11 protein-coding genes are annotated in these 20,241 nt (G+C 51.5%); 10 read left to right on the top strand and 1 reads right to left on the bottom strand.

The window, feature by feature from the left end; all coding sequences use genetic code 11:
* Window positions 1-17: 17 nt before the first annotated feature.
* The gene (locus BM318_RS03170; RefSeq protein ID WP_177218247.1) at window positions 18-815 is read left to right on the top strand and encodes a GIN domain-containing protein; all 798 of its coding nucleotides are present in this window, start codon (window positions 18-20) and stop codon (window positions 813-815) included.
* Here BM318_RS03170 and BM318_RS03165 read toward each other — a convergent pair.
* Entirely contained in the window at window positions 809-3,082 is a 2,274-nt protein-coding gene (locus tag BM318_RS03165) for an acyl-CoA dehydrogenase family protein (RefSeq protein WP_092980615.1), read from the bottom strand. The genes BM318_RS03170 and BM318_RS03165 overlap by 7 nt on opposite strands.
* A 62-nt stretch (window positions 3,083-3,144) precedes the next feature.
* Between BM318_RS03165 and ruvB the strand changes: the two genes are divergently transcribed.
* The 9 genes from ruvB to sov all read left to right on the top strand — a co-directional run bounded on the left by ruvB (window position 3,145) and on the right by sov (window position 20,201).
* Window positions 3,145-4,167 carry a Holliday junction branch migration DNA helicase RuvB gene (gene ruvB, locus BM318_RS03160; protein ID WP_092980613.1) on the top strand — a complete coding sequence of 341 codons (1,023 nt, stop codon included), beginning with the start codon at window positions 3,145-3,147 and terminating at the stop codon, window positions 4,165-4,167.
* Between the two features lie 2 nt (window positions 4,168-4,169).
* Window positions 4,170-5,483, top strand: coding sequence for a cytochrome P450 (locus tag BM318_RS03155; RefSeq protein ID WP_177218246.1), 1,314 nt, complete (start codon window positions 4,170-4,172; stop codon window positions 5,481-5,483).
* A 117-nt stretch (window positions 5,484-5,600) separates the two neighbouring features.
* A complete protein-coding gene (locus tag BM318_RS03150) occupies window positions 5,601-6,230 on the top strand; it encodes a c-type cytochrome (RefSeq protein ID WP_092980610.1) in 630 nt (209 codons plus the stop codon).
* Between the two features lie 121 nt (window positions 6,231-6,351).
* Window positions 6,352-7,254, top strand: a complete 903-nt coding sequence (gene queG / locus BM318_RS03145; protein ID WP_394333323.1) for a tRNA epoxyqueuosine(34) reductase QueG — start codon at window positions 6,352-6,354, stop codon at window positions 7,252-7,254.
* Between the two features lie 120 nt (window positions 7,255-7,374).
* Entirely contained in the window at window positions 7,375-8,703 is a 1,329-nt protein-coding gene (locus BM318_RS03140; RefSeq protein ID WP_092980607.1) for an MFS transporter, read from the top strand.
* A gap of 188 nt (window positions 8,704-8,891) precedes the next feature.
* Entirely contained in the window at window positions 8,892-10,091 is a 1,200-nt protein-coding gene (locus tag BM318_RS03135; RefSeq protein WP_143099903.1) for an alpha/beta hydrolase, read from the top strand.
* A gap of 50 nt (window positions 10,092-10,141) precedes the next feature.
* Complete coding sequence (locus tag BM318_RS03130; protein WP_092980604.1) at window positions 10,142-12,439, top strand: NADP-dependent malic enzyme; 2,298 nt, start codon at window positions 10,142-10,144, stop codon at window positions 12,437-12,439.
* Between the two features lie 5 nt (window positions 12,440-12,444).
* A complete protein-coding gene (ruvA, locus tag BM318_RS03125) occupies window positions 12,445-13,026 on the top strand; it encodes a Holliday junction branch migration protein RuvA (protein ID WP_092980603.1) in 582 nt (193 codons plus the stop codon).
* A 5-nt stretch (window positions 13,027-13,031) separates the two neighbouring features.
* Window positions 13,032-20,201, top strand: a complete 7,170-nt coding sequence (gene sov / locus BM318_RS03120) for a T9SS outer membrane translocon Sov/SprA (protein ID WP_092980602.1) — start codon at window positions 13,032-13,034, stop codon at window positions 20,199-20,201.
* The last annotated feature ends 40 nt before the right edge of the window (window positions 20,202-20,241 follow it).

Below are 20,241 nucleotides of genomic sequence, written 5' to 3'. Positions count from 1 at the left end.
CCTTCGCGTTTTTTATTATGTCACCTGTCGCCCTCCTGGCGCAGCGCAAACCCAAAATAAAAGGGAACCGGATCGTTGCTTCGGTAAATGAATCCCTGCCGGCATTCCGATACCTGGATCTCAACGATGACCTGGAAGTGAATCTGGAGCGAGCAGCGGCGGAAGGGTATCGTCTGGAAGTGGATGAAAACCTCGTCGATGTATTGCGCTTCGAAGTTCGGGACAGTACGCTTAAGATTTCCTCCTTCTACAATATTACAGGAAGCAAGAAATTGGATATTACCGTCTATTACACGGAGTTGGCCGGCGTGGCGGCAACAGACGGGGAGTTGATCAGCGAACAACCCATTCCGGGGGTAAGCCTTGACCTGGAGGCGCGGGATGAGGGCAGGCTCAATATGCGGGTGCGTGCCGATTTTTGCAGGGTTCTGCTTCAGGGCAATGGAAAAGCCGACCTAAACCTGGATGCTGATACCGTTTCTGTAGCCTTAATGGATCGCAGCGACGCTGTTATTTATACGGTAAACAAGGGAATGGAAATAAAGCTAAACGGAAATTCCGGCCTTACCCTGGAGGGCATAAGTACTGAAGTGCGTACTGTGCTGGATGGAAATGTAACGTACAAGGCACAAAAAATGGAAGCCGATCATCTCGATCTGCAGGCTATGGAGAGCGCAACTGCACGGGTGCGGGCGGTTAACTCTTGTTCCCTGAGCCTCTCCGGTGGCTCTCGCACTTATATCTACGGTAATCCTAACATAACGGTTCAGGAGTTTGCCGACCGGGCCGAAATCCACAAGGAACCGGATCAATGATCCCGAGCAATCGGAACCTGCTGCATTAATTCTTCCGGAATCGCAAACCCCTCGACCAGGGAAGCTACATGAGGCCTTAATTCCGTGGTCAGGCGTTCCACACGCCTTTTGATCGCTTTGGATTTGCGTTTCCCGACATAACCCTGCTCAAAATACCAGTCCATATCAGCGGTGATACGTTCCAGGGCGTGGAGCGCTCCCAGACGATCGAACAGGGCTTGGTGTTTCTCATCCGTTATACCCTCGCAAACCCTGCGATAGCTCTGATACGCAATCTCTTCGCTATATGCCCTGCCCAGGGCCAGGAAATGAGCCTGCACCTTGAGGTAGGCCTGGTACGCCGGCAGGCCTTTTTTGATGTAATCCCGGATCCGGAGCGCCAGGGTGTATGTAAGTCGCGCGGTACGGTATTCAAAAGCGTGTTGGTGGAAGGCGGGCTTATAGAGATGTTCGCGGTCCGTTTTGTTGACATAGACCGGGTTAATCGCCCCAAGCCTTCGGGCCGCCTGTGTTCGGAGCAAGCGCAGGACCCCGAAAAAATCATCCGAATTAAAAGCCGTCCTGAAGTCGGTAAGGCGACCTTTGGCAGCCAATTGGAGCAAAACGGTATTGTCTCCTTCAAAAGTGGTAAAGATGTCGATATCGCTTCGTAAATCCGCTATGCGGTTTTCCAATAAATAGCCTTTGCCCCCGCAGGCTTCCCGGCTCTCCTGGATGGCGTCATTAGCAAAGTCCGTGATGATGGCCTTAAGCCCCGCCACCTGGGCTTCGAGTTTTTGCGTGTCTCCTCCTGTGAGTTGCTGGTAATTTTCCATTTGCTCGTCGAGGGCGGCCTGGTATACGTAACACGAGGCCAACCTGGGGATCAGGCGAAGCTGGTGGGAGGGATAGTCCATGATCAAGTCCTCCTGCATCCGTTTGGAATCGTTGAATTGCCGACGCCGAAGGGCATAACGCACTGCAATTCCCAGCGCCATTTTCGCGCCGGCGAGCGCTCCCTTCCCGACGCAGATTCGTCCGCCTACCAGGGTGCCGAGCATCGTAAAAAACCGTTTATTGGAATTCTTGAGTTCTGAGCTGTATTCGCCCTCAGCGTTAATTCCCCCATAACGGTCTAATAAGTTATCGACAGGAACCCGGACCTCACGAAACCAGATCTTTCCGTTGTCTACCCCATTCAAGCCCAATTTGTAGCCATTGTCCTCGACCCGGATTCCCGGAAGGACCTCCCCGGACGCATCCCGCAGGGGAACCAGGACCGCATGGACCCCGTGGCGTTTTCCGCCTACAATCAATTGGGCAAATACTGTAGCCATCCGTGCCTCCAGGGCATTGCCGATGTATTCTTTGTTATCATCGGGGCCAGGCGTATTGATAACCAGTTCCCGGCTTTCATGAAGGTAGGTAGCTGTAGTATGAATCCCGCGAACATTGGAACCGTGACGGGTTTCGGTCATGGCGAAACATCCGGGCAGTTCCAGGGTACCGGCCTTTCCGAGATAGGCCTTGCGGTGTTTTTCACTCCCCAGTTTTTCTATACTTCCTCCAAAGAGCCCGAATTGAACACCAAATTTGACGCAAAGACTGCCGTCGAGGAATACCAGGTTTTCAAAAACGGCCGCATAGCTGGGCATGTCGTTTTTTCCTCCTGAACCTTCGGGATAGGCGAGGGCGCCGTAGCCCTTATTGGCCAAATGTTTTACTTGCCGGCTCACCCGCTGGCGATGCTGCTCTTTGTTGCGCTGTATTTCCCAACGGAAATCCTTTTGCTCCCAAAGGCTATCCAGAGAGCGATAGACCGAATAGGCCTTACCCAAATGATGTTGTGCCAGGAGGGTACCATCGTAATATTCCGAAAAACTGCGGGGCGCACTGTACTGTTCAAATACATGGCGATAGTGATTGGGCTGAATCCCGAGGTTTTGTTCCAGTACCGTCAGGTCCGGAGGTGTCCCCCGCTCTGGATCCAGGGCCTTTCCAACAGCACTGCTTAACTCAGAAAGGGGATATGCGGTCTCTTCCCGGTAGCTGGCTCCGCTCTCCCGTATCAATTCCCGCCAGTGTTTTTGAGTGGCTGCGCTCGGGGGGGTATCCGGATTGATCCAACCCAGGAGTAATTTACGGGCCGCCGCCGGTAATTCCTTATCAGAAGTAATCGCGAGCCGAATTACCTCCAGTTCCGAAGCGGAGAGCAAATCGTCGGACCAGATTACGTATAAGAAGGGGAGATAGGCGTGTGTGCCGGAGGGATATTGCGATGAATTCATAACTGTAAAATACAACATATCCACAGAAAAGTCGCGCTGCCTTTTTGCTATCTTTGTTTACCATGAATGAATATCTCGATCCGTCCGCAGAAGGCCTTTCCCCAGAGGAAATAGATATCGAAAGGGCGTTGCGCCCAATATCCTTTGAGGACTTTACCGGACAGCAACAGGTTCTGGAAAACCTCAAGATATTTGTGCAAGCTGCGAACTTGAGAAAGGAAGCGTTGGACCATACGCTTTTGCACGGCCCCCCGGGGCTTGGGAAGACAACCCTCGCCCACATCCTCGCCAATGAACTTGGTGTTGGTCTCAAGGTGAGTTCCGGTCCCGTCCTCGACAAGCCGGGAGACCTGGCGGGCCTGCTGACCAACCTGGAACCCCGGGATGTACTCTTTATCGATGAGATTCACAGACTGAGCCCTGTGGTAGAGGAGTATCTCTATTCGGCCATGGAGGATTATAAGATAGATATCATGATCGAATCCGGACCCAATGCCCGTTCAGTTCAGATTCACCTGGAACCTTTTACCCTGGTAGGGGCTACTACCCGTTCCGGATTACTTACAGCACCCATGCGTGCGCGATTCGGGATTTCCAGCCGGCTCCAGTATTACGATACCGAGTTGCTCTCAACCATAGTCCAGCGTTCGGCAGATATTTTACGTGTGCCGATCTCGGAGGAGGCTGCCATTGAGATTGCAGGCCGAAGTCGGGGGACGCCTCGTATCAGCAATGCCTTGCTGCGCCGGGTCCGTGATTTTGCGCAGATCAAGGGAGATGGCAATATAGATATGAACATCGCGCGATTTGGCTTGAAGGCACTCAACGTAGATGCCCATGGGCTCGATGAGATGGACAACAAGATCCTCGCCACCATTATCGATAAATTTAAAGGGGGACCTGTTGGTCTGACTACCCTGGCAACCGCAGTATCCGAGAATGCAGAAACTATTGAAGAGGTTTACGAACCCTTCCTGATTCAACAGGGATTTATCATGCGGACCCCGAGGGGGCGTGAGGTTACTGAGCTAGCCTATAAGCATCTGGGCAGGCTTCACGGAGGAGATCAACCTGGCTTATTCTAGTTTTGGCTACCGCAGATTCAAACCGGTCGTTCCCCAGGGTGGGCTTGTTTCGCTTTCTGAAACACTCCCTTGAAATCCTGAAGAATCCGCTCCCGTTCCACCGAAACAACTTTGAAAAATTGGGCGACTCATTCCGCTTACAGGTCGGGATCAAGCGCTCGGTTATTTTTTCCAGGGATCCCATCTTGCTGGAATATGCCCTGCAAAAGAATTGGAAAAACTTTACCAAGACGAGTATTCAAACCCAGGATGTTGCCCGGTATCTCGGCAAGGGCTTACTCACCTCTGAAGGAGAACTTTGGCGCCGCCAGCGCAAATTGATCCAACCGGGTTTCCACAAAAAACAGCTCGACAAACTCTACCAGACTGTTTCAAGCACGATTGCCCGCGAATTAGTGGATCTCCCGGAGGCAGGTCAGGTAGATGTATATCCTTTATTCGGCAAGTTGGCCTTCCGCGTGGTGGTGGAGGCCCTGTTCAGTGGAGCAGTCGGGGAGGCGGAAATTGAGGCGTTGCGCGAAAGCACCGAGTCTAATCAACAGATGTTGGTTCGTCAGCTCAGGCAACCTTATTTGCAATGGTATTTTGAAAACTTTGGGGTAATCCGGCGTCAGTTAAATCAAACCCAGCGGTCCCGTGAAGTACTGCGCGAGATTATCCGAAGGCGACAGGCCGAAACTTCAGATCACGGGGACCTGCTCGATATGTTGCTGCAGGCACGGTACGAAGACGGGGGCGCCATCGAGGAAGAGCAGTTGATCGATGAGATCCTGGTCCTTTTTGTAGCCGGGCACGAGACAACAGCCAATGCCCTGAGTTTTACCGCCCAATTACTGGCGGAAAACCCAGCCTGGCAGGAGGCTATCCGATCCGAAGCAGGACGCAACCCGGGTCCCGGATCCATTACCGAACAGGTATTGCTCGAGTCCATGCGGCTCTATCCACCGGCCTATTTTATCGATCGCAAGAATCTCACTGCCGACACCGCCCAGGGCTTTGACATCCCCGAGCAAACCGATCTGCTGTTTTCAGTCTATGAGATTCACCGACACCCCGATTTTTGGGAAGATCCCGACACCTTCCGCCCGGAGCGCTTTGCGCCCGAAGCCGGGAAGGCACCTCCGCATTTCTATCCTTTCGGAGCGGGACCCCGCAAATGCATTGGTGCTTACTTTGCGATGATGGAAATGACCCTGGTACTGCAACAACTCCTCGGCAAATACCAGCTCTTTCCGGGTTCCGGAGAAATACAGATTAAGCCCTTGATCACGCTCAAGCCGGCCAATGCACGGGTACGACTCGAGAAGAGATCCTGACCAATCGGGAGATAGAAATTGTTTGTTGTACAGTTTGTTGGGCGAACCATACAAGCATTCAGCTGTAGTCTATTGATTTTGATTAGATTAGAAGGAACAATTTATAACCAACTACAAATGAAACTCACAAGACTTTCCGCAAAACAAGCTTTGTGGCTACTAATTCCAACTTTAATAGCCATTGATGCCTGCAAAGAATCAGATACTAAAGACAGTGCGCCCGATGGAACCATGGCGGTTGTTGAAGACATTGCTGAGCCAACTTCGGAAGAGGATTTTGCAGCCAGGGGGGAATACCTCGTGAATATCATGGGTTGTGCCGATTGCCATACCCCAAAGAAAATGTCCGAACGCGGACCTGTATTGGATATGGACAAGTACATGATGGGATTTGATGGTACACAGTCTTTACCTCCGGTACCGGACAATGTTCCTATAGGCCCCTGGGTGCTATTTACCGGAGACTTGATGGCAGCGGTTGGCCCCTGGGGGACTTCCTATGCCGGGAATTTGACCCCGGATGCTACCGGGATCGGGACCTGGGACCTGGATCAGTTTTCCAAAGCATTGCGCGAGGGGAAATTCAAGGGTATCGATGAAAGCCGTCCGATCATGCCACCTATGCCGGTTGAAGCGTATCGTTTCTTAAATGACGACGATGTCGAAGCCATTTTCACCTACCTCAAATCCCTCAAACCCATCGAGAATGTAGTCCCGGGTTTTCAGCCGCCTACCGCTTCGATGTAAATTGTAAATCCCAAATCCCAAATTCCAAGCTCCAAATTCCTTACAGAAATTTCGGGTACTTGGATAAACTGGGAATTCCGCCTACCTTCCCAATGTGAGCAATGGCGGTAAATATGCAGTATTGATAAAAGCCGAGGCAAAACGCCTGGGCTTTTTGTCTTGCGGTATCTCCCGCGCCGATTTTCTCGAGGAGGAGGCCCCCCGCCTGGAACAATGGCTCAAGCATGGGATGCACGGTGAAATGGCGTATATGGAAAACCATTTCGACAAACGCCTGGACCCGCGAAAACTGGTCCCGGGCGCCCAGTCAGTAATTTCGCTACTGTACAATTACTACCCATCGGAAGAACTTTCGGCGGAGGGTTATAAAATCTCCAAATACGCCTACGGGGAAGACTACCATAAGGTGATCAAGGATAAGCTAAGGGAGTTAATGGTCATTATCCAGGAGGAAATTGGAGAAGTGGGCGGGCGCATTTTTGTGGATTCTGCACCTGTGCTCGATAAGGCCTGGGCAGCCCGCAGTGGCCTGGGTTGGATTGGCAAACACAGCAATCTCCTGACCCAGCAGGTAGGGTCCTTTTATTTTATCGCCGAACTCATACTCGATCTGGAGTTGCCCGAGGATAGTCCGGTTACCGATCATTGCGGTAGTTGCACGGCCTGCCTGGATGCCTGCCCGACACAAGCCATTGTGGCCCCTTATGTGGTCGATGGCAGCAAATGCATTTCTTATTATACTATTGAGCTGAAAAATGAGATTCCCCCGGAGATGAGCGGAGCCTGGGACGATTGGATATTTGGGTGTGATGTTTGCCAGGATGTTTGTCCCTGGAATCGTTTTTCAAAACCGCACGGGGAACCGCGATTCCAGCCATCTGAAGCGTTGAAGGGGATGCGCAGGGAGGATTGGCAGGAACTTACCGAAGAAGTCTTTCGACAGGTCTTTCCAAAATCAGCGGTAAAACGCACGAAATTTTCCGGTCTGCAACGGAACATTCAATTTCTGGAACCGGGCACTTGAGGGAGTTTGGCCTAATTTCTAAGGCTTCCTCCTGCTAAAGACCTATAAGTTACTATATTTAAGGTTCAAACCAAGCGAACAAGCGGGTGCTTTGCCTGCTTTCCATAACCAATTCAGACTATGACCATTCCAAAGCCGCGCCTTAGTTTCTGGCAAATCTTCAACATGAATGTTGGATTTTTGGGTATCCAGTACAGTTTCGGTCTCCAGCAGAGTGCAATCAATCCCATCTTCCTGTTTTTGGGAGCCTCTGAGGAAATCCTCCCTATCCTGAATATCGCCGGACCCATTACCGGGTTGATCGTACAACCCATTATCGGAGCCGTATCGGATCGAACCTGGTCGCCTCGCTGGGGGCGTCGTAAACCGTTCTTCCTGATCGGTGCCATTCTGGGGAGTATCTGTCTTTTCCTGTTTCCGCTAAGCCCGGCCCTTTGGTTCGCCGTGGGTCTCTTATGGATTTTGGATGTTGGAAATAACATGGCTATGGAACCGTACCGCGCCTTCGTCGGGGACAAATTACCCGATCAGCAAATGAACCTCGGTTACCAGATGCAGAGTCTTTTTGTAGGTGCCGGTATCCTGATGGCCAATGCCTCAATTTTCCTGTTCCAGGATTGGTTTGGAGGGGGAGAGGAAATTACGGGAGAGGTTCCAAAATGGCTGTACTACTCCTTCTTTATTGGATCATTCCTTTCTCTGGCAACCATATTGTGGTCGGTTTCCAAGACTCCTGAGATACCGCCTTCGGAGGAAGAACTGGCCGAAATAAACCGGCATAAGGCTTTGCCTTTTGGGGAGCGGCTGAAGATCCCGTTCATCGAAATCGCAGAAGCCGTAAAGAAGATGCCCAAATTTATGTGGAGCTTATCGATAGTTTATTTCTTCCAGTGGTATGCCCTGTTTATTTATTGGCAATTCATTACCCCATTATTCCGGACTACAATGGGATATGATACCTCTCAGGCGGCAGCACAGGCCGCTAAAATGAGTACAACTTACAATATCGTAACTGCGGTTGTAGCTTTAATTCTAGTGCCGCTCACCATGCGTTTTGGCGGCAAAAAAGTATATGCGCTCAGCTTGTTCGGTACGGCAGCAGCGATATTCGCAATACCCTATATCACGGATCCTGTAATGGTTTTGGTTCCTATGGTACTATTCGGAATAGGCTGGGCTGCGATGATGGGGATCCCGTATAGTATGGTCTCCAAGGTGGTTCCTCAAGAACGTCGGGGGGTCTATATGGGAATTCTCAACATGATGATTGTGATCCCTATGGGTATTGAAACGGTAACCTTCGGTCCTATTTTTTCGACCTTCCTGGGAGGAAATGCGGTGAATGCCATGCTATTTGCAGCAACGTTCTTTGCCATTGCCGCTGTCCTGGCATTGCGATTGAAATTTCAGAAAGCCATCGTCTTCAAAGACAAAAATCCTGAGTCATAGTACGGCAGTGGAAATACTGGGTTTCCCTGGTACTTCTATGTGCTGGTTCTACTAGCGTCTTAAGTCAAACGAATACGGACCCTGGACGGGGCGTTATAAACGATAGTATTTCGCTTCCCGGGCACCCGGCAGAAAGCTATGCCTTCTACCTTCCCGAGCAGGCACCAGGACCTGAAGGTTATCCCGTTTTGTACGTCTTTGACCCGGCTGCCCGCGGCAGGCTTGGGGTGGCGGTGTTTGCTGCGGCCGCCGCTGAAAATGGTTGGGCTGTTTTTTGCTCTTATGGGAGCCGCAATGGTTCGTATCAACTGAATTTTGAAGTTGCCCAGCGCCTGATCGACGAGACTTTCCGGAAATATCCCCTCGATAATGAGAACATATATACCGCTGGTTTTAGTGGTGGCGCCCGGCTGGCCGGGGCAATCGCTGTATTGAGTGGGAGTATTCGTGGAGTCATTGGTTGTGGGGCATCCTTTTCTCAGAACACCGGTCATTTTCCCGCACCGGGAGCCAATTTTGTTTGGGCCGGAATTGTGGGGAACAAGGACATGAATTATCAGGAACTGCTTCAGGCCGAGGGTTGGTTAAACTCGATTTCCGTCCCGAACCGATTGTTCTTTTTCGACGGGCGCCATCGCTGGCCGCCGCAGGATGCTATCCTCAGGGCCATGCGCTACCTGAAACATGCCACGGATGCCTCGGCCGACCCGGCTATGGCAACGCAACGGCAGGCCGCTCTCGACCGGGAGTTGAGCCTTGCCGACAGCCTCGAGGCGGCCAATGATTACCTGGGAGCGGTCAGGACCCTGAGAGGCGTTCAGGCCGACTACCCTGCGGCTCGCCTGCCCGAGGATCTGGCGCGTCGCACACACAGCTTGGCGACAAGTACGGAATACATAAAGCAACAGCGCACTTGGGAGAAGGTTACCGAAATTGAGGAATCCATATGGGCTACCTACCGCGAAAAGTTTCAAAATGCGCGCAAATCGGATAAAGCAAATCCAGATGCCAAATGGTGGAAAAAACAACGCGAGCAGCTCCGTCAGCGCTACAAAGAATCCGGAGATCCATATCTGGTGAATATGGCTGCGCGATTGGAGAACAGGCTATTTGCCATGATCGTGGAGACCTCTGATCCCTGGAAGGTGCCTGGACTGGCGAAAGCTTATGCTTATTGTAGTGAGCTGCTAACACTCTTTTTTCCGGATAGCGGATATTCGTGGATACGACTGGCAGAGGCCAGGATGCTTCAAGATGCTCCCAACGAGGCCATCAATGCTTTGCAAAAGGCGAAAGAGCTTGGCATGGGGCCTGCTGCTCGGATTCGGGCGAATCCACTATTTGCCGGAATACTGGATCATCCCCAATTTCCATTCCCCCTGAAATAACTATTTCAATCCCATCCAATCCCTTACTTTTGTATTACTAATCCAACCGCATGAGCAAGGAAAAGAAAAGGCGCGAAGCGCTGGTTTACCACGCTAAACCCCGTCCCGGGAAAATTAAGGTAGTGCCCACCAAACCCTATTCCACCCAGCGGGATCTCGCCCTGGCTTACTCGCCCGGGGTAGCCGAACCCTGCCTGGAAATCAAAAGGGACAAGGAAACGGTCTACAAGTACACTTCAAAGGGGAATATCGTTGCCGTCATTTCCAATGGTACGGCGGTGCTAGGACTGGGTGATATCGGTCCCGAGGCATCCAAGCCGGTCATGGAAGGAAAGGCATTGCTCTTCAAGATATTTGCAGATATCGATGCCTTCGATATTGAACTGGATACCAAGGACGTCGATAAGTTTGTGGAGACCGTAAAGATCCTTGCGCCTACTTTCGGTGGAATTAACCTGGAGGATATCAAAGCACCAGAAGCCTTCGAAATCGAAAGACGGCTCAAAGAGGAACTGGATATCCCGGTGATGCACGACGACCAGCACGGGACGGCGATAATTTCTGCAGCAGCCCTGTTAAATGCCCTGGAATTGTGCGGTAAAAAAATAGAAGACGTCCGGATCGTCATTAGCGGAGCCGGCGCAGCGGCCATATCCTGCAGCCGCTTGTACCGCGCCTTTGGTGCAAAACCCGAAAACCTGGTAATGCTCGACAGCAAAGGTGTTATTCGCAGCGACCGAGAAACCCTCACGGACGAGAAAAGGGAGTTTGCCACCGATCGGAAAATCGATACCCTGGAGGAAGCCATGAAGGATGCCGATGTCTTTATTGGCCTCTCCATAGCGGATATCGTTTCCCCGGAGATGCTCCTGAGTATGGCCGACAAGCCCATCGTTTTTGCGATGGCCAACCCGGATCCCGAAATCGCCTACGATACCGCCATGGCAACACGGGAGGACATCATTATGGCTACGGGCCGCTCCGATCATCCCAACCAGGTAAACAATGTACTGGGATTCCCCTTTATATTTCGAGGTGCACTGGATGTTCGCGCCACCAAGATCAATGAAGAAATGAAGATGGCCGCCGTCCTTGCGCTGGCACAATTGGCCAAGCAGCCTGTCCCTGAACAGGTCAATATCGCCTACGGGGAAATGCGCCTCACCTTTGGCGAAGAATACATCATTCCCAAACCTTTTGATCCGCGGCTTATTGCGGAAATTCCGCCCGCAGTGGCCAAGGCCGCTATGGAAAGCGGTGTTGCCCGAGCCCCGATACAGGATTGGGACCGCTATCGCGACGAACTGCTGCAGCGCTCCGGGGACGATAAGAAAGTAATCAGGCTGCTCATGAGCCGGGCTAAGGCGGCACCCAAGAAAATTGTCTTTGCCGAGGCCGACCAGCTCGATGTCCTGAAGGCTGCTCAGATCGCCTATGAAGAAGGTATCGCGACACCGGTGCTGCTAGGGAATCGCCCCACCATTGAAGGCCTGATGCAGGAACTGGAGTTCGACGCCGATGTCGAAATCATTGACCAGTTCGAAGAGGGATCCCTGGAAAAGCGCGAGAAGTACGCCCGGAACTACTGGGAACAGCGCCAACGTAAAGGGGCTAATATGTACAGCGCCCAGAGCCTGATGCGGGACCGGAATTACTTCGGAGCCATGATGGTCATGGAAGGGGATGCCGATGGAATGATATCCGGGTATTCCCGGGCGTATAGCTCGGTGGTAAAACCGATTTTCGAAGTCGTTGGACGGGCCTCTGGGGTGTCCAAAGCGGCTACGGTCCATATTATGATTACCTCCCTGGGCCCGTTGTTTCTTGCCGATACTTCCCTGAATATCGATCCGACGGCGGAGGAGCTCGTGGAGATCACACGGATGACGGCCAATCTTGCCAATGCGTTCGGATTTGAACCGATTATGGCGCTCTTGTCTTATGCGAACTACGGTTCTTCTTCCCACCCTGGCGCGCGAAAGATGCGGAAAGCAATAGAAATCCTCCATAAGGAAAATCCCGAATTGCTCGTAGACGGGGAAATCCAGACCGATTTTGCTCTGAACCGCAAACTCCGGCAACGTCAATTCCCCTTTTCCAAGCTCAACGGTCAAAAGGTCAATACCCTCATTTTCCCCAACCTGGATTCGGCCAACATCACCTATAAACTCATTAAGGAACTACACGCTTCGGATATCATTGGTCCAATTATTCTGGGGCTGCGGCGTTCGGTGCACATCGTCCCTATGGGCGCAAGCGTAGAGGAAATTGTGAATATGACGGCGGTGGCTGTAATCGATGCCCAGGAACGCGAAAAACGCCGTAAAGCCAAGCAAAGTACTACCTAAATACCATGATCGAACACCTCAGCGGCAGGCTCATTGAAAAGAACCCAACCCACATTGTTATTGAATGCGGCGGGGTAGGCTACTTCGTGAATATTTCCCTGAATACGTATGCTGCCATCCCCGACCAGGAAGCCCTCAAAATTTACACACATCTCCAGGTACGGGAAGACGCACACACCCTATTCGGATTTTACACCCCGGGAGAGCGAGAGATTTTTCGCCTCTTACTTTCGGTTTCCGGGGTAGGTGCCTCTACTGCGCGTACCATGTTATCTTCCATGACCCCGGCCCAAATTCGGGATGCTATTGCCTCGGGCGACGTCCCCAGTATACAGGCTGTCAAGGGAATAGGTGCCAAGACAGCGCAACGTGTGATCCTGGACCTTAAGGACAAGGTTTTGAAAGTTTATGATCTGGAGGAAGTTTCCCCTCGAACAGACAATACAACTAAGGATGAAGCGTTATCTGCTTTAGAGGTTCTTGGCTTCGCCCGAAAGCAGTCCGAAAAGGTGGTAGACGCGGTGGTCGCCCAGGATCCTTCGCTAAGCGTAGAGGGCATACTCAAACACGCGCTTAAAAACTTATAACCAATTTGAAAAAAGGGGCGTCAGCATTCTATTTTCGCGACTGCCGACCGTTTGTTTTTCTGATCGTTTCATTGCTGGGGGGCCTGGGGGCAGGCTATTCCCAGGATACTATTCCAACGACAGATTCCGTACAAACCGGAGTTGCGCTAGGCCGGATTCGACTGGAAAACCCGGAGAGCATAGTCTCCAGGTACACCTACGACCCTGAGCTCGACCGCTACATCTATTCCGAAAAGGTCGGCGATTACGACATCTCTTATCCCATTATTTTAACCCCGGATCAGTACTACGAAATGGTGCGTAAATCCGGAATGAAGTCCTATTTCAAGGAAAAAATTGACGCATTTACCGGCCAAAAAGCGGGAAGTGAGGAAGCGCGTAAAAACCTGCTCCCGAACTTCTATGTCAATAGCGGCTTCTTCGAATCCATCTTTGGAGGAAATACCATTGAGGTAATCCCCCAGGGTTCGGTGGCCATGGACCTTGGAATTATTTGGCAGAAGAACGACAACCCGGCCCTTTCCCCGCGTAACCGGACCAACCTGGCCTTTGATTTCGATCAACGAATCTCCCTGAGTATGTTGGGGCAGGTAGGAGAACGCCTGCAAGTTACTGCCCAATACGACACCGAGGCTACCTTTGATTTCCAGAACCTGATTAAGCTGGATTACACGCCTACTGAAGACGATATCATTCGCAAGATCGAGGTGGGTAATGTAAACATGCCCCTGAACAGCTCCCTGATTACCGGGGCACAGAGCCTTTTCGGGGTGAAAACCCAGTTGCAGTTCGGCCGAACTACGGTTACCGCTGTATTCTCTGAACAGCGTTCTCAAAACAACACTGTTGTGGCTCAAGGTGGAGGCACCGTTGAGGATTTTGAGCTTACCCCGATCGATTACGATGAGGACCGGCACTTTTTCCTCGCGCAATTTTTCCGGGACCAGTACGACGATGCTCTTGCCGACTACCCCTATATCCGCAGCCAGGTCCAGATAACTCGTTTGGAGGTCTGGGTAACGAACCGAAGCCAGCAAACCACCAACGTCCGGAATGTTGTGGGAATCCAGGATTTGGGGGAAGCCGTTCTGGAGCAAACCCGTATTGGGCAGAATGGAGGAGCGCCTGGTGGGTTTTTCAATACAGCAGCCTCAAACCCCCTGCTACCCCGAAATGCCGCCAACGACTACGATCCTGCCCTGATTGGCAATGGCGGGGTGCTCACCGATGCCGTTCGGGATATTGCGACGGTCAATGATGGATTTCAGATACCCGGAGGCTATGTCGCCAATGAAGGATTTGATTATGCGATTTTGGAAAATGCCCGGAAACTGGATCAGAATCGGGATTATACCTTCAATTCACAACTGGGGTACATTTCCCTGAACCAGCGCCTGAGTACGGACGAAGTTCTGGCTGTAGCCTTTCAATACACTTTTGCCGGTGAGGTATTCCAGGTCGGGGAGTTTGCCAATGGTGGACTCGATGCCACCACGATAAGTCCCGGCGTCGAAGTTGAGGTAAATAACAATACCCTGGTGCTCAAACTTCTCAAGAGTAATATCACCAATGTCGGGGATCCGATCTGGGACCTGATGATGAAAAATATCTATGCCACAGGTGCTTTTCAATTGAGTGAGGAAGATTTCAGGCTGAACATCCTTTATAACGATCCGACCCCCAGAAACTACATTACTCCAGTAGACCCCAATGACGGATGGCCTACCACCCCGAAACCCCTGGAAGAGCGTATCCTGATCGATGTGTTTAACCTGGACCGCCTCAATGTGTATAACGACGTGCAGCCAGGAGGAGACGGATTTTTTGACTTCGTCCCCGGGATAACCGTGAATCCCCAAAATGGACAAATCATCTTCACCAAGGTGGAGCCCTTTGGGGAATACCTTTTTGAATTGCTCGGCGGGGGGAATTATGACGTGGATAACGATCAAGGCTATAATCCCAACCAGCAAAAATTCGTATTCCGAAACCTCTATACCCAGACTAAGGCCGCTTCCCTGGAGGATGCTGAAAAAAACCGCTTCCGGATTAAAGGACGTTACAAGACTGAAGGCAACAATGGTATTCCGATCGGGGCGTTTAACCCGCCCCAGGGCTCGGTACGGGTAACTGCAGGAGGAAGGACGCTGCTGGAGAACGTGGATTACACGGTGAACTATGCTGCCGGTACGGTTCAGATTCTCGACCCCAGCTTACAGAATTCCAATACCCCCATCAATATTTCGGTGGAAAACAATGCGGTTTTCGGACAGCAGACCCGTCGCTTCTCCGGTGTAAATGTGGAACACCAGATCAATGAAAAGTTCGTAGTAGGGGCCACCTTATTAAACCTGAACGAACGACCGCTTACCCAGAAAGCAAACTTCGGGGTAGAGCCGGTTAACAATACCATCTTTGGCCTGAATACCAACTTCTCCACAGAAGTCCCGTTTCTTACCCGCCTGGCGAACATGTTACCCAACATCGATACGGATGTGCCCTCTAACGTATCGGTTCGTGGGGAGGTAGCTTTTCTGAGTCCCGGTGCTCCCAAGAATGCAGATTTCCTGGGGGAAACCACCAGTTACCTGGACGACTTTGAAGGGGCGCAGGCCCTGATCGATATCCGCTCTTCCCTGGGGTGGAGCCTGGCCAGTACCCCGCTGGAATTCCTGGACGAAGGGGAAGACGACCTGGAAACCGGTTATGAGCGTGCCAAGATGGCCTGGTATACGATCGATCCGATATTTTATACCAACCAGCGCCCGGCAGGAATCAGCGACAATGATATTTCCTCCAATGCCACCCGCCGCGTATTTATCGATGAGATCTTCCCCCAGGTAGACATTGCCCAGGGACAAACTACGGTTCAGAATACCTTCGATATGGTGTATTATCCCAATCTGAAGGGGCCTTATAATGCCAACCCAAACTTTGCAGGCGAAACGGCCAATGAGAAGTGGGGAGGGATCATGCGGTCGCTATCCAGTACAAACTTTGAGCAGGCCAACGTGGAATTTATACAATTCTGGGTGCTGGACCCCTTTGTCGATGGGGACGCCACCGGACCAGGAGAATTGGTAATCAACCTGGGGAATATCAGTGAGGATATCCTCGACGATGGCCGTAAGCAATACGAAAATGGACTACCCGGTCAGAATTCCAATGACCTTACCACCTCCACAGTTTGGGGTAAAGTACCCGCCACCCAGGCTCTGGTTTACGCCTTTGATGCTATAGAAGCTAACCGTGGCCTACAAGATATCGGATACGACGGTCTGGACGATGCCGAAGAGGCCGCTCAGGGTTATAACGGACCTGACGGAGACCCTGCCCTGGACAACTATGTCTATTACCTGAATCGGGAAGGGAATATTCTGGAACGTTACCTGGATTTCAACAATGCCCAGGGGAATTCCCCCGTGCAGGTGACCAACACCGATCGCGGGAACACCACCCTGCCCGATGTGGAGGATATTGACCGTGACCTTACCATGAACACGGTAAACAGCTATTATGAATATCGCATTCCGATCCGTCCGGGAATCTCCGTGGATGATCGCTATGTTACGGATATCAAGGAGGGGGTAACCCCGGATCTGCCCAACGGATCGCAGCTCAATCGGCGCTGGATTCAGTACAAAATTCCACTCTCCGATTTCACCAATGCGATAGGGGGAATAACCGATTTCCGTTCGGTGAGCTTTATGCGGATGTACATGACCGGTTTTTCGGATCCTGTAGTGCTTCGATTTGCTACCCTGGATTTGGTTCGGGGAGATTGGCGAACCTATACCCGGACCCTACAGACCGATAACGACAACCCGGAAGACGACGGGACCAGCCTTGATGTAAACGCCGTCAATATCCAGGAAAACAATGCCCGTTTGCCTATTCCTTATGTCCTGCCTCCCGGGGTATTCCGCGAGCAGTTGAACAACAACAATACTATCGTCCGCTCCAATGAGCAATCGCTCTCCTTCCTTGTCGAAAACCTGGAGCCTGAAGACAGTCGGGGGGTCTTTAAAAATGTAAACATCGACATGCGGCAGTACGAAAGGCTCAAGATGTTTATGCACGCCGAAAAAGTGGCCGAGTCGGATCCATACCTGGATGGACAATCCCTGGTTGGGTTCCTGCGCCTGGGTACCGACTTTTCTGAGAACTTCTATCAGATCGAAGTGCCCCTGCAGTTTACGGATTTCGGAGCTTCTTCGGATACGGAAATCTGGCCGGCGGTCAATGAATTAGACGTTGCCCTGGACGACCTGAAAAGGGTCAAGTCGCAGGGGATAGCCGATCAGTCCCTGGGGGAAATCACGTTTTATGAAGTAGTGGATGGTCAGGTTGTGGTGGTCGACGAATTTGCGCCGAGGGACCTGGGCCGGATCCGGATTGGAATACGCGGAAATCCCTCCCTGGGGAGTATTCGCAGTGTTATGATCGGGATCAAGAACATCGACAATATTCCACTGCGCGGGGAGGTCTGGTTCAACGAATTGCGCCTGGCAGGACTCGACAATAAAGGGGGTTGGGCTGCTGTAGCGGCTATCGACGCCAATATGGCCGATTTTGCAAACGTTTCGGCAACCGGGGCTACCAGTACTTCCGGCTTCGGGGCTATTGATCAGATGCCTAATGAGCGGGCCCGGGAAGATGCAATTTCCTACGATGTGGTTACCAATGTAGAGTTGGGGCAATTATTCCCATCGAAATGGAACCTGCAGATTCCGTTTAACTACGGAATTTCAGAACAGCTCATTACCCCGGAATTTGATCCAGTATACGATGATTTGAATCTCCAGGATCGCATCGACGCTGCAAATACGCCTCAGGAGGCTGAAGAAATCAGGGAACAGGCCGAAGACTATACCAAGCGGACAAGTATCAACTTTATTGGGGTCCGTAAGAACCGCGGTGAGGAAGCGGAAGAGAATTTCTTTGACGTTGAGAACTTTACCTTCAATTATTCCTACAACGAAACCGACCACAGGGATTTCGAGATAGCAGCATTACGGGACCAGAATGTTCAGGCTGGCTTCCTGTACAACCACAATTTCAAACCGGCTCCCCTGGCGCCTTTCGCCAAAAAAGACTCGCTCTTTACCGGGAAGTACTTGCAGTGGCTCAAGGACATGAATTTTAACTTGCTGCCAACCAGTCTTTCCCTGCAAGCCGATATTAACCGCCAGTTTAACCAGCAGCGCTTCCGCGATGTTCTGGAACCTGGGGTGGATCGTCTGGAATTGCCGGTGCTGCAACAGCGAAATTATCTGTTCAACTGGCAGTACAACCTGAACTACGCCCTTACCCAATCCCTGAGGATCCAGCTGAATGGTTCCAATAACAACATTATCCGGAACTATTACGAAGAATTGGGGAACCCGTTTTCGACGATCCTCGAGGATCGCAATGTCTGGGATGGATTTTTCGATATCGGAGAGCCCAATCGCCATGCACAGCAGATGACGGTGAATTATGAAATTCCGCTCAGCAAGATTCCTATCCTGGACTTTATCAATGCCCAGTATACCTACACGAGTAACTTTGAATGGCAACGCGGGGGAGACGCCCTGAACCTCGCTGTGGCCAAGGCACAGAACCCGGGTATCCCGGAGGCCGAATTGCAGTTACCGTCGATCAATACCGTGCAGAACTCCAATACACATACCCTCACGGCATCGCTGACCATGCAGCGGTTCTACGATAAACTCGGCCTGGGGAAAAAAGCGGGTAAACCCACCTCAGGGATTGCCGCTCCACGCTCGGATAAAGGTGGTCCGGATGCTGCTTCGAAGGGGAAAAAGAAAGGCTTTGGCACCGCCCTGGTCGACGTGCTCACCATGGTGAAGCGGATCAATGTGAATTACAGTGAGAATAACGGAACAGTATTGCCCGGTTATACCCCATCTATCGGATTTATCGGAACCACACGTCCAACGGTAGGTTTTGTATTCGGAAGCCAGGCCGATGTGCGTTTCCTCGCTGCCCGCAATGGATGGCTTACCGATTTCAATGAATTCAACGAGCAATTTATCCGGCGTACCAATAAGGTGCTCAACATAACGGCAACGGCGCAGCCGGTACCGGAGTTGACCATTGATCTGATTGCAGACCGGACCTTTGTGGAAAGCCTGCAGGAGAATTTCGAGATCAACAATGGGGTCTACGAACCTCAGGCTCCGAACAATTTTGGGAATTTCAGCATTTCCACCATGATGCTGGGTACCGCGTTCTCACGAAGCGATGAGGAGAGCTCGGCCATCTTTGAAAAGTTTAAAGAGAACCGCCTGGTAATTGCCAATCGTATCCTTGCCGATCGCGGCGGATCCGACGAAGGCCTGGATGCAGACGGCTTCCCCCTGCGTTACGGTAAAACCAGTCAGGACGTTCTCCTACCAGCATTCTTTGCCGCCTACACCGGGCAGGATGTTAACCGGGTAAACCTGGATGCCTTCCGGGAAATCCCGATTCCCAACTGGAACATCAAGTATACCGGGCTTATGAAGAATAAGTGGTTCAAAAAGAAATTCAAGCGTTTCTCGCTTTCCCACGGGTATCGCTCGGCCTATACGATCAATAGTTTCCAGACCAACCTGGAGCGCTATCAACTGGTTAATGACGGCAACCCGAATACCCGGCCGATAGAAGCGGAAACCGGCGACCTGATGCCTGAAAATATCATCAATAATGTGGTTCTGGCCGATGCGTTCAATCCACTGCTTTTGGTAGATTTTGAGATGCAAAATTCCTTAAGCGTTCGCGCTGAGGTACGCACGGATCGGGCCCTCTCGTTGAGCTTTGACAACAACCTGCTTACGGAAATTACCGGGAAGGAATACACTATTGGTCTGGGATACCGTATCCCGGATGTAACCTTTGTAACCCGTATCGGTGGTGAGCGCCAACGCCTTAAAGGAGATCTCAACCTGAAGGCCGACCTGAGCCTCAGGGACAACATTACCATTATCCGGAACCTGGATCTGGACAACAACCAGATTACCTCAGGACAAAACCTGCTATCCCTGAAGTTTACAGCCGATTATGCGCTTACCAAGAACCTCAATGCCCTCTTCTTCTACGACCACAATTTCTCTGAGTTTGCGGTCTCTACGGCCTTCCCGCAAACGACCATCAACGCCGGATTTACCCTGCGCTATAACTTCGGTAACTAGGGCTTGGGTCAAACCATAGGAATACGCTACATTTGCTCGT

It is taken from the genome of Robiginitalea myxolifaciens, assembly GCF_900115205.1.
Taxonomy (GTDB): Bacteria; Bacteroidota; Bacteroidia; order Flavobacteriales; family Flavobacteriaceae; genus Robiginitalea; species Robiginitalea myxolifaciens.
This window is presented reverse-complemented; position numbering and strand designations above follow the sequence as displayed.